Annotated in this window: 11 protein-coding genes and 1 pseudogene; 5 read left to right on the top strand and 7 right to left on the bottom strand. The window is 37.4% G+C overall.

Features of this window, described 5'->3' with window-relative positions:
- Nucleotides 1-52: 52 nt before the first annotated feature.
- The 4 genes from I2E70_RS05560 (at nt 53) to I2E70_RS05545 (ending at nt 3,460) form a co-directional block, all read left to right on the top strand.
- The gene (locus tag I2E70_RS05560; protein WP_081103087.1) at nt 53-466 is read left to right on the top strand and encodes a helix-turn-helix domain-containing protein; all 414 of its coding nucleotides are present in this window, start codon (nt 53-55) and stop codon (nt 464-466) included.
- Between the two features lie 314 nt (nt 467-780).
- Nucleotides 781-1,791, top strand: a complete 1,011-nt coding sequence (locus I2E70_RS05555; protein ID WP_031576934.1) for a YeiH family protein — start codon at nt 781-783, stop codon at nt 1,789-1,791.
- Nucleotides 1,792-2,309: 518 nt separating this feature from the next.
- A complete protein-coding gene (locus I2E70_RS05550; RefSeq protein WP_225305933.1) occupies nt 2,310-2,726 on the top strand; it encodes a helix-turn-helix domain-containing protein in 417 nt (138 codons plus the stop codon).
- A gap of 218 nt (nt 2,727-2,944) precedes the next feature.
- Nucleotides 2,945-3,460: an HdeD family acid-resistance protein gene (locus I2E70_RS05545; protein WP_195423870.1), complete on the top strand. Its 516-nt coding sequence runs from the start codon at nt 2,945-2,947 to the stop codon at nt 3,458-3,460.
- A gap of 546 nt (nt 3,461-4,006) precedes the next feature.
- Here the strand turns inward: I2E70_RS05545 and I2E70_RS05540 are convergent.
- The 3 genes and pseudogenes from I2E70_RS05540 to I2E70_RS05530 all read right to left on the bottom strand — a co-directional run bounded on the left by I2E70_RS05540 (nt 4,007) and on the right by I2E70_RS05530 (nt 6,146).
- Complete coding sequence (locus tag I2E70_RS05540; protein WP_003004480.1) at nt 4,007-4,828, bottom strand: nucleotidyl transferase AbiEii/AbiGii toxin family protein; 822 nt, start codon at nt 4,826-4,828, stop codon at nt 4,007-4,009.
- Nucleotides 4,821-5,408 (bottom strand): type IV toxin-antitoxin system AbiEi family antitoxin domain-containing protein, encoded by a 588-nt coding sequence (locus I2E70_RS05535; RefSeq protein WP_003004721.1) that lies wholly within the window; start codon nt 5,406-5,408, stop codon nt 4,821-4,823. Before I2E70_RS05535 ends, I2E70_RS05540 begins: the two co-directional genes overlap by 8 nt.
- A gap of 209 nt (nt 5,409-5,617) precedes the next feature.
- Nucleotides 5,618-6,146 (bottom strand): annotated as a pseudogene (locus I2E70_RS05530) (hypothetical protein).
- Between the two features lie 216 nt (nt 6,147-6,362).
- On the opposite strand from I2E70_RS05530, the gene I2E70_RS05525 reads away from it, so the two are divergent.
- Nucleotides 6,363-6,896: a hypothetical protein gene (locus tag I2E70_RS05525; RefSeq protein ID WP_195423868.1), complete on the top strand. Its 534-nt coding sequence runs from the start codon at nt 6,363-6,365 to the stop codon at nt 6,894-6,896.
- Nucleotides 6,897-7,028: 132 nt separating this feature from the next.
- Here I2E70_RS05525 and I2E70_RS05520 read toward each other — a convergent pair whose 3' ends face one another.
- The 4 genes from I2E70_RS05520 to I2E70_RS05505 all read right to left on the bottom strand — a co-directional run bounded on the left by I2E70_RS05520 (nt 7,029) and on the right by I2E70_RS05505 (nt 10,754).
- Nucleotides 7,029-7,736 (bottom strand): ABC transporter, encoded by a 708-nt coding sequence (locus I2E70_RS05520; RefSeq protein WP_195423866.1) that lies wholly within the window; start codon nt 7,734-7,736, stop codon nt 7,029-7,031.
- Nucleotides 7,733-8,413: an ABC transporter ATP-binding protein gene (locus I2E70_RS05515; RefSeq protein ID WP_195423863.1), complete on the bottom strand. Its 681-nt coding sequence runs from the start codon at nt 8,411-8,413 to the stop codon at nt 7,733-7,735. The genes I2E70_RS05520 and I2E70_RS05515 overlap by 4 nt, the downstream gene beginning before the upstream one ends.
- Before the next feature lie 289 nt (nt 8,414-8,702).
- A complete protein-coding gene (locus I2E70_RS05510; protein WP_229060272.1) occupies nt 8,703-9,989 on the bottom strand; it encodes a sensor histidine kinase in 1,287 nt (428 codons plus the stop codon).
- Nucleotides 9,990-10,019: 30 nt separating this feature from the next.
- Nucleotides 10,020-10,754, bottom strand: a complete 735-nt coding sequence (locus I2E70_RS05505; protein WP_195423859.1) for a response regulator transcription factor — start codon at nt 10,752-10,754, stop codon at nt 10,020-10,022.
- Nucleotides 10,755-11,260 lie beyond the last annotated feature (506 nt).

The following is an 11,260-nucleotide window of genomic DNA, read 5'->3' as shown; positions in this document are numbered from 1 at the left end:
TTTGTCTATAACTGATTTGCCCCATCATTTGCCCCACATTTTTTTATGAGCAATCTTTCCAGACATCTCTGATTACGAAAAACAAAAAAGCTATCCTACCTTTGCAAATTTAGATAAGATAGCAGAATATTTTAATGCAACTCCAACTCAACTTTTTGGAACAAGTAAGGAGATTGAATTAGAAAAGAGTGTTCTTGAATCGAATGAATACTCTGATAAAGTAAGTGAGATCTTAAAGGCTGTCAAATACATCGAACATTTTCTAGAAACTGATGGACAGTACTTAGAGGATTTACTTTACCTAACAAGAGGCAACCAACTATACACAGAAGATGGAGATGAGTTGTATATTGATCCAACTTCTCAGAAAAGAACATTTCATAACCAATATGAACCTGGTTTTATTGTAGCAAGAGATAAATCCCCACTAGAACTCTTAATTGAAAATAAGGACCTATTAGATTAAAAAAGCGAGGATATGTACTGATCCCAAAAGTTAGACAGAAAAAAATCTAACTTTTGGGATCAGTACATTTTCAACTCTCTTATTTATTTTCTTATCTCACATAATTACTTCACATATCCAGGCTCATCAAATTCATTTTTTTCAATAACATATGCCACATTTGCATCCTTATTGATCAAAGAACATATATCTATTAAACTACAAAAGCTCTCTGACCGCAAAATTCCGTTAATTTACAACCTTATTCCTACTTTCTATTTTACTTTTCTGACAGATAAGATTATAATAAGAAGTATTTATTTTCGGAGGTTTTTATGTCATTTCTATCAAAAAATTGGGCAGGACTGTTAGCCTGTCTGATCATTTCTATCATCTCTTGGGTTTTAGGAGGCTTTCTGCCTGTTGTGGGAGCACCTGTTTTCGCCATTTTTATCGGAATGATTCTCTACCCCTTTCTCACTCCCTATAAACAACTGGATGCTGGTTTGACTTATAGCTCCAAAAAATTGCTTCAGTATGCTGTTATCTTACTTGGTTTTGGACTCAATATCTCTCAAGTTTTCGCAGTTGGAAAATCTTCCCTTCCTGTCATCCTTTCGACTATTTCTATCGCTTTAATTATTGCTTTCTTTTTCCAACGATTTTTTAACATGGATACAAAGCTAGCTACCTTGATTGGGGTAGGCTCTTCTATCTGTGGCGGTTCTGCCATTGCAGCGACTGCTCCTGTTATTCACGCCAAGGAAAAAGAAGTAGCCCAAGCCATTTCTGTTATCTTTTTCTTCAATGTCTTGGCAGCTCTTATCTTTCCAACTCTAGGTTCTTGGCTCCATCTCTCCAACGAAGGTTTTGCTCTCTTTGCGGGTACTGCGGTCAACGATACTTCCTCTGTAACAGCCACAGCTAGCGCCTGGGATAGTCTGTATCATACCAATACTCTAGAATCTGCAACCATTGTCAAACTGACTCGTACCTTAGCTATTATCCCTATTACTCTCTTCCTCTCCTATTGGCAAAGCCGTCAACAAGACAACAACCAAGGAGTAAAGCTTAAAAAAATCTTCCCCGTTTTCATTCTCTACTTCATCCTAGCTTCTCTGCTAACTACCGTCCTTACTTCTTTTGGTGTTAGCAATAGCTTCTTTTCACCTCTCAAACAGCTCTCCAAATTCCTCATCATCATGGCTATGAGTGCTATTGGTCTCAAAACTAACCTCGTTGCTATGATCAAATCCAGTGGAAAATCCATTCTTCTTGGAGCCCTTTGCTGGATTGCTATCATCCTGACTAGTCTTGGCATGCAATTACTCATCGGTATTTTCTAAGAAAAAAGGGAGCCTAAAGGCTACCTCAGAACGTAGACAGACGTCATTTTTGGCGTTTGTCTTTTTGTATGTTCAAAGATATTTTGTCTTATCATCTACTATTCCATCCAAAAATCTGATTTAAAGCAAAATAAAAAGGGATATTCCCTATCCATTTCGATAATTTTTTCATTAATTTGTTTTTCCATTTTATCCTCCGATTAGTCTCGCACTGATATTTATTGATAACAACACTATATTTCTAGTATAGCATAATCATTAGATATTATAGGTTTTCAAACCAAATGAGAGTCATTCGTTTTTGCCCCATTTTTAAATCATGACATTGGAAATACCTAAAAGTACTTCCCTAAAATCACTTATATTTCAATATTTTTAATTACTCTCAATATGAAAATCCTTTCCAAATCCATGCAGGGGGCATCTAAATCAACAGGAAAAAACCTTGATTTATAAGGCTTTTTTGCTTGTCTATAACTGATTTGCCCCATCATTTGCCCCACATTTTTTTATGAGCAATCTTTCCAGACATCTCTGATTACGAAAAACAAAAAAGCTATCCTACCTTTGCAAATTTGGATAAGATAGCAGAATATTTTAATGCAACTCCAACCCAACTATTTGGAACTAGTAAAGAGATTGAGTTAGAAAAGAGTGTTCTTGAATCTAATGAATACTCTGATAAAGTAAGTGAGATTTTAAAAGCTGTCAAATACATCGAAGATTTTCTAGAAACTGATGGACAGTACTTAGAGGATTTACTTTACTTAACAAGAGGCAACCAACTATACACAGAAGATGGAGATGAGTTGTATATTGATCCAACTTCTCAGAAAAGAACACTTCATAACCAATATGAACCTGGTTTTATTGAAGCAAGGGATAAATCTCCACTAGAACTCTTAATTGAAAATAAGGAATTGTTTGATAAATAGAAAAAGCGAGGATAACCTCGCTTCAGATTGAAGTTAAAATCTTTAGAAGACACTTTTATAAGGACTTTGTCTTCAATCTGTGAAAAGGAGTGAAAACTCCTTTTCTTTTTGTAAGTCAGACTGAAACTTCCAAATTGTTTATTTATTTTATTGACATTTTCTATAAAAATAAGTACAATAGTTTTATTAGAAAACTATACTATATAGGGGGTATTGAAATGAAATTTTCTAATCGTTTACTGCTATTCCTTGCAGGAGTTGTTTTTGTCCTTTTAGGACTTTTCCTATTTACAAACCCAGTAGCTAATCTTGTTGCTTACAGCTGGTGGATTTCATTTGGTTTACTGGTTTCTTCTATAGCAGCTATTTTAGGCTATTTCTCTGCACCAAAAGAGCTTCGCTCACCTGTTTATCTTTTCCAAGGATTTGTTAGTCTTCTCTTAGCTCTTTACCTCGTTGCTTATGGCTTTGTGACCCTGCCGGTCGTCATTCCGACCATTGTAGGAATTTGGTTAATTGTAGAAGCCATTATTGCTTTCTTTAAAGGCAATCGTCTAAGATTGATTTTCCCTATTATTGGTAGCAATATCACGTGGGTAGCCTTGCTTGAATTTTTACTAGGTCTAGTGATTCTGTTCAATCCAGTGGCTACAGGTGTCTTTGTCGTTTATGTCATTGCCTTTTCATTTTTAGTTACTGGCTTCACCTACATTATTGATGCCTTTCGTAAATAGTCTAGTTGCTATTTCTATCGCATTCAAAAAAGCTGGGAAATCATATTCTCAGCTTTTTCGTCTCTTTAATTATCACTTTTTCGCATTCCATTCTACGTAGAAATTTGTTTTTCCATTTTATTCTCCAATTTGATCTCGCACTGACATTTATTTATAACAAAACTATATATCTAGAATAGCATAATCATTAGGTATTATAGGTTTTCAAACAAAATACGAGTCATTCGTTTTTGCCCCGCTTTTGCCCCATTTTTAAATCCTGACATTGAAAATACCTAAAAGTATTTCCCTAAAATCAGCTATATTTCAACATTTTTGTTTATTTTCAATATGAAAAGTTCTTACAAATCCATGTAGGGGGCATTTTTTTATGCACAAAAAGCCTTGAAAACCAAGGCTTTTTTGCTTGTCTTAAAAGTATTTGGCTCACTTTTTTATGAATACAAATAAGTGAGCTTCATAGCAAGGCTCGCTTTTATCTAACACATCGTTATAATCTCAAAACCACCTCGGAGGTAGTTTGTTAATGAAAGTCTATATTAGGTATCATAATTCTAACAATAGCTGCTGAACAACTTCCAAAACATCCCTGAAAGAAATAGAAGTTGCATAAGGGTAATGAGACTGATAATTTTCCCAATGACGCGCCAATGTTATATCATCCTTCATCTCATCAATCATATTTTGAAAATCTACTACATCTAACGTTGTCTGACGATAGGAGAATGTTGCCTCGCAAGCTGATCGAAGCTTTTTACTATCCAATCGGCTTTTTTCCATACTATAAATTACATACACATCATAAAAATCCTTGCTTCGAGTATTAAAGAAAGATCTTCGATAAATCGTTTCCAATTTTTCAGCCAATATTGTCTCCAAATTATAGGCCACGATCTCATAGTCAATCTCTTGAAAGAGACTATGATAACGATAGGAAACGGATTTGGGAGTAATAGGATCACCAGTCGCAATATCTAAAGGAATTGTCTGACGTATATTATCAAGCCGACATAAAATATGGATTCGATAACCACCATAAGGATCTTCATCTTTAATTTCACTTATCTTAGTAATTTCATAATGAACCAAATCATCAGTTAGGATTTCCTTTAAAGTACTTTCTAGTAGAGATTTGTCCATCTTAAATTGTTCTAAAATAAAATCCATATCAGAAGTTGTTCGACTTTCAACACCAATAATATTGGATAAAAGAAATCCTCCCTTGAATACAAAGTTATGACTATACGGACTAGATGCTATCTTTGCAAGTATCGTTTCTAGAAAATAATAAGTTAGCACAACATTGAAATCTACCTGTTTTTCGTTTGAAATTTTATGGCACAGAGCAATCAATCTATCTTTATTCATATAAGACCTCCATCAATGATTGGACGTTTTCGAGCACATGAAACTCTCGCGCATATTTGTAGAGTTTTCGTAGATCTTTTTTTGAAGATTGAATATATCTCTTTAAAGAAGTCGAAAATATTTCCACATCTATCTTTTGTCGCTCGCGAATGAGATCGCATATCGATCTCTCCAAATCATATACCCTTACTTCATTTCCGAAGGACGTTTGTAGCTTTGTCACACCGACTTCATACAATTCTTTCTGGATGAAATGCCTTTTTACCTCCTTAGGAAATCGATGAGGATTATAACCTGTATAGACCGTCACTTCTTTGTATTTAGGGATAACATCTATCAGCCCATGGAGATACAATGCTGATAGATAAGAATAAATCACTTTTTGATGTTGGAGTTGGAAAATGGCATACTCATCATACTGAGACCAATCGGTGATATAAATCCCTCTGGCAACCTTTATGAGTTGACCATTTTCCACCATTCGATTTAGGTAAGGCTTTGGGATCCCTTTTTTAACTACATCAGATGTTCTAATAATAGACTGATGATCTAGCATTTCCTGTATTTGTTTTTGAATCATTTCAGCATTCCTATTGTTGTTACTTCTGTGCTTTTATTATATCATATCACACGCACAAAAGTAACAATAACGATTATTCATAAAAAGATGCCGGACAAATAGCTCCGACATCACTTTCCAAAATCCTCTCTCCAAATATCCTTGACGGTCACATCGTCCCAATTCTTTGGACTGAAGCGGCTGGAGTAGATGGAGGTCCAGTTCACAGTTCACCGATCCACCACTCGCGCTTCAAAGCGGGCTGGCTTATCGTCTACATTTGTGATGGTGATGTTGTAGCTTTCGTTCCGTCACCCCAAATACTTCCTCTACTTCCCCTTGAATCACTATTCCATCGTTTTCTAAATAGAAACTCTTACTTTTATCATTTGGTAAGTCTTTACGCTCTGTTTTGTCTTTTAAAAAAATGAGCTCCGTTATTGTTTGCTTTTCAACATTATAGACTATGTGACTATCTTTCATCCCCCAACCTTTTCGACCGGACAATTTTAACTTAGCATCATCAAATTTTTTAAACTGGAGTTCCGACCTATATTCTAGCTGGTCCGTATTGGGATAAACTCTCAATTGAACACTTTGACCAGGCTGGAGGGTGTAGCTTCCATAAGTAAGGATCGAATAAACAAACCAGACTGCAAATGAAGCATATAAAAATCCAATGATCTTTCGTGAACGTTTGCTTGTAAAACGACGCAAAAGCAAGACGAGAGAAATAATAAATATCAGGGGTGTTACCATTTGTCTTCCTTTCTTACCAGCATTGACCCGGTTATGATTTCTACAGCAGCTTTTCATTTCACTCCTAGCCACACTTTCCATCTAGTATACCATAACCTGAAATGATCTAATCACAAGAACCCTACCAAACATTTGACAGCTCTTCACCGAATCCGCTATGATAAGGGTACTTGAAATTCCGAGTTTTCATAGCATTTAAAATGTAAGGAGTCCAAAATGAAAATCTATTATTCAAAATTTGTTGGTGTCGGTTATCTAATCTTTGCGGCGGGTGTATCCTTTCAATTTTTCTTTTCTCCCGCTCATGGATTGATCGACTTTTCTCGACTAAATCTTCTCACTGTGATTACAACCATTCTCTTTTTCGCTGCTATCTATGCAACTATTGCAGGCATCAAAAGACTGACTAGCCGCAGAGTCTCCTTTGAATTCACCTTTGAAGGTATTGAGGTCTATCCCGGACTCTTCTTCTCAAAAGAAATCTTCATTCCCAAAGAAGAATTGTTGCGAGCATCGTATGTTGAAGTGGACGTCAGCGACCCTGATCATGTCAACAGCAAGGCTTGCTATTTAGATTTTAACCTCAGAGAAGTCACCCAGTTAGAAAATATTTCTAAATCAAACATCATCATCAATACAAGCACCTTGAAATTGCGTCTCGCCCTTAGCCTCTGTCGATTTAGAGAGGAAGAAAAAGCCGAGTTAGCGACCTATCTAAAAGAAAACTACGGCATTGATTTTTTCTATTAGCATGTAATAAAAAAGCCCTCCATTAGAATTTTAGAATAGCAAGATCTTTCCAAGTATTTGACGAACGAATACCGAATAACCGTTTTATAGCAAAGAAAAAGCCTTGAAAATTCAAGGCTTTTTTAACTGCTCTTAGTTCCTCATTTTCCCTTTGGGTACGAGCAGATAGAAAAATAGCAAATTCAATCCAAATACAGCAACAAAGAGTCCTAATTGGGTGGCATCGATCGTTTGTTTCTCGGTCAAATCTTGGATCAGCTTTGTATAATAATAGCCTGGGAAAGCCCGTTGTAGCTTGCCAACCAAGTCCATAAATCCTCCACTTGCGCCAAGCGTATCAAAGGGAATAATGGTCATGGCGGCTAAAATAATAACAGGAAAGCCAATGGTATCAATCGTCTTGGCATCTACCCTTACCCCAAGTACAAAGCCAATCACACTAAAGTAGATCCCCATCAAGGATAAGAGGAAAAATTGCACCAACAGGCTAGTCGTCACTGGAAAGTGAAAACCTAGGACAGCAACAACTAGCACCGCTAAAAAGATCAAGCTGTTCAGAATCAGTTGTACAATCGATTGATCCCATAAATAGTGCTTGACACTATAGCTTGTAAAGTGGGATTCAAAAGAATAAAAGCCGATATCTGAGGCGATACGCTTACTAAAAGTTGCAAGGCTATTGCCAATGACCCCGATAAATACAGCAATGCCTAACAAAATACTTGGTGAAACTCCCTTTTGAAGCTGATAAAAGAAGATATACCAGCCTATGGGTAAAATAATGGTGAATAATACGAAGCGCTTATTTCGTAAAACTTGTTTTAATTGAATCTTTCTCATGCTTGTTCCCTTCCTTTATTCATCTCTTCTCGGAAATACTGCTCAATGGTTTGACCAGCCTGGTGAATGTCCTCAACAGCCTTTGTTGCAGCAATTCGACCCTCTTTTAAAATCAGGACTTTTGTAAAAAAGGCATCAATTTGGTTAAAATCATGGGTCACCACAACAGATGTAAACTCTTGCTGCTCCAGCAATTTCCAAAAATTATCCACTGCTTCCAAGTCCATGCCAGTCGTCGGCTCATCTAAAAAAATCAATTTTGGATGATTCAAAATGGTTAACAATAAGGACAAGCGCCTCTTTTGACCACCAGAAAGACTTCCCACCATCTGCTCTCTTGATTCTCTCAATTCGACCATTTCTAAGAGTCCATTGATATCAGCCTGCTTCTGCTGATTCATCCGGCTTTTTAATTCGACGAATTCAGCAAGGGTTAAATCATCGATGAGCAGATCCCCCTGGGGCATCATCCCAATTTCCCTTTGAAAATCAAGCGAAGTTTTTATCGTTCCCAAATCGGCCTGGAGCTGCCCAGCGATAATGTTGAACAGGGTACTTTTTCCTGCTCCATTATTTCCCAGCAAGGCAATTTTGTCTCCTTCTTCTATCGAAAAAGACACCCCCTTTAATACAGATTTCTCCTTAAATGATTTTGTAATAGATGCTACCTGAAACATACGATCCCTCTTTTCTTATTGATCTTGTGTCCATTATACGTCAAAGAGAAAGCCTTGGAGGCTCTCTGTCAGAATCGGTCAAAAAATCGTCGTGAATGGTCAAAAAAGAGGCTGGGACAAAAGTCCTAGCCTCTCAATTATTTTTGGATTGTCGAGCAAGACGCAGTGGTTGAGTGGGCTCTACTACGCTGATTTCATCAGCTTTTATAGCCCTACTCAACTGTGCGGAGGTGGGACGACGAAATCGAATTCTAACGAATGACCGATTTCTGTCCCACTCTCTCTTCCATTATTCCTTCCAAAAGGTCAAGCTCTGAGTAAATCGGTAGTTTGAACTCTTGGTAGACACTGTCGTTTTGGGATATTTTTCCAGTAATTGTTGGATCTTGTACAAGCCAAGACCACGGCCATCTCCTTTACTTGAGTAGTCCTTTTCAAAAATTCTCGCCAGATCTATTTTTTCAGCTTTTGTACTATTTTCAACTATTAAGATGAGGGAGTTTTCCTCCTGGAGCATGGCAAGAGTCAGCTGTGGGTCATCTGATTCAAGACTCGCTTCAATAGCATTGTCACAAAGGATGGATAAGAAGGTGATGAAATCTAAAACCTCGATGAATAAATCACGAACAGGTTCATCGATCTCGACAGAGATCCCAATCCCTTTATTTTGAGCTTCCAACAATTTTGCGGACAGAACACTTTTTACAGCTGGATTTTCGATGTGACCGAGTTTGGCAATATCAAACTTGCTATCGTAAAATTGTTGGCCACTCTCTCGAAGAACATTCTCATAAACTTCCCTGATCGCATTGAGATCTTCATGCTCAATACTTAACTTGAGACTGGTTAAAATATTCAGGTAATCATGACGAAAGGCACGAATCTCCCCATAGAGCATTTCGACGTGTTGACTATAGGTGGCTAACTCCTGCAGTTGCCTATCTTTTTGCTCTAGAATCTCTTGTTTCAATCGTTCTTTGGACACTGCATTGAAATACAAGAGCATCATAAAAAATAAGATCAAATAAATACTATTTAACTGTTCCCGTAAAGCATCTGCATGCGGAATAGCATCCTCAAAAACCACCAGACCTACAACACTGACTAAATACACAAACATAGAAAGATCCATTGGGAGTAAGAAACGATTAAAATACTGCCGTTGAAAGCCTACTTTTAGATCTGTAAAATCTAGTTTTAACAATTTAGTGATTCCTATATAAACAGGAAAGACCAGCAATTCAAGTAGAGCATCATACCAGCTGACAGATGCCTCACGAACAAGTACAATCCCTAGCATCGGAAAGACATAAAAGGCTAAGAGACGCCCAATGAGACTCTCCACGACAACCGGGTAGAGCCCATAAAAAATGTTCAAGAGGTGTCGTATGTTACGATTTCGATAGAAACTATAGGCAATAAATACTAAGAAATAGCCAAAAAAGCCTACCGGTGGCACAAGGGTAAAGACGACTGCAAAGAAGAAAGGGCACAAAAAGAGCCAGCGCCAAGCGAACTCTTGTCTACTGATATGACGATAGATCAGCATGCTGACGAAGAACTTTAGGTAAGACATTAGAATATCTAACAGCAATTCTTTCTCCCTCTATTTTTTCAAAGCTTCCAGTAAGCCTCTATACTTGGTCCGTGAGATCAAGCAATTGTCTCCATTTTCAAAAAAAGCTTTCTTGGCTTCTTTATCAATCTTCGTAATATTTTGCGGATTCACCACAAAGGAGCGGTGGCACCGATACAAGCGGGGATCTGCTTTTTCGATATCGGCAATACTAGCGTAAAATTCCAAGCGCTCTTCCTGGGTGTGTAAAATGACCTTGTGAATGGTTGGAGACGTTTCAACATACAAAATCTTATTAAAAGGAACTTGTACACGCGCCATCGCACTCTCAAATGTAAAGGCATCTTGCGCAATCGTGGTCCCAGCTTGCTCCAAGGTATAGTCGATGGCTGAGCTGATTCTCTCTTTGAACTCTTCCTCACCCAGCGTTTTATCAATAAAATCCAAGGCAGCCACTTTGTACTGAAAGGTAATGGGCATGAATTCAGAGTGAGTGGTGACAAAGACAATGGTCGCATGGGGGTCTTTCTTACGAATCTCTTTTGCGATCTCTAGACCCTTTTTCTCCTCACCTTTAATCTCGATATCTAAAAAGAATAGGTGATGGGCGCCTCTCTCTGTGATAGCATCCAGCAACTGGCTTGACTTCCCAAACACTTCTGGCGCTTTGCATTGCAAGGATTTTTGACGGATGAGATCCTGCAAGACCGATTCGATACGCGATTGTTGGATCCATTCATCTTCTAACACAAAAATCTTCAACAAAGTCCTCACCCCTTCCCCTCTACGAATATGTTCTATTTTACCATAAATGATGCCTACTGAGCCACTCTTTCAAAGTAGACTCAAAAGGCATTCTATCTTTTTCTCCTTAACAAGAAAAAACTCTCCCGGAGGAATCCGGAAGAGCTTGCGCAAGGGGAATTTGAAAAATATTTTTTAATATGAAAAAGGTCGATAAAATCTACACTATGTTCAAACTCTCATTTTACTAACAGCGATATTACGATCAAGTTTTATTGTCAATAGACATGTATGTGGGAAGTTCTCCCCTTGCAACAATGTAGACCTGTGATCTACTCTTAATAGTATACACTAGAATTATTACAAAATCAGTTAATTTGTATTGCAATTTGTTGGCAAATATTCCTCCGCCTGAAAACACAACAAACGCTTGATTCCCAAGCATCTACGCAAGTCCTCTTTAACTAGTATTTATCATTTCTGTTACAAAATTTAAAATAAAAATATTATTCCATAACAAATGAAAA

The organism is Streptococcus parasanguinis, assembly GCF_015556095.1.
In the GTDB taxonomy this organism is placed as follows: Bacteria; Bacillota; Bacilli; order Lactobacillales; family Streptococcaceae; genus Streptococcus; species Streptococcus parasanguinis_Q.
This window is presented reverse-complemented; position numbering and strand designations above follow the sequence as displayed.

Coding starts and splice junctions, on each gene's coding strand:
- I2E70_RS05555 (WP_031576934.1), top strand. CDS start 781: ATGTCATTTCTATCAAAAAATTGGGCAGGACTGTTAGCCTGTCTGATC.
- I2E70_RS05545 (WP_195423870.1), top strand. CDS start 2,945: ATGAAATTTTCTAATCGTTTACTGCTATTCCTTGCAGGAGTTGTTTTT.
- I2E70_RS05540 (WP_003004480.1), bottom strand. CDS start 4,828: ATGAATAAAGATAGATTGATTGCTCTGTGCCATAAAATTTCAAACGAA.
- I2E70_RS05535 (WP_003004721.1), bottom strand. CDS start 5,408: ATGATTCAAAAACAAATACAGGAAATGCTAGATCATCAGTCTATTATT.
- I2E70_RS05525 (WP_195423868.1), top strand. CDS start 6,363: ATGAAAATCTATTATTCAAAATTTGTTGGTGTCGGTTATCTAATCTTT.
- I2E70_RS05520 (WP_195423866.1), bottom strand. CDS start 7,736: ATGAGAAAGATTCAATTAAAACAAGTTTTACGAAATAAGCGCTTCGTA.
- I2E70_RS05515 (WP_195423863.1), bottom strand. CDS start 8,413: ATGTTTCAGGTAGCATCTATTACAAAATCATTTAAGGAGAAATCTGTA.
- I2E70_RS05510 (WP_229060272.1), bottom strand. CDS start 9,989: ATGTCTTACCTAAAGTTCTTCGTCAGCATGCTGATCTATCGTCATATC.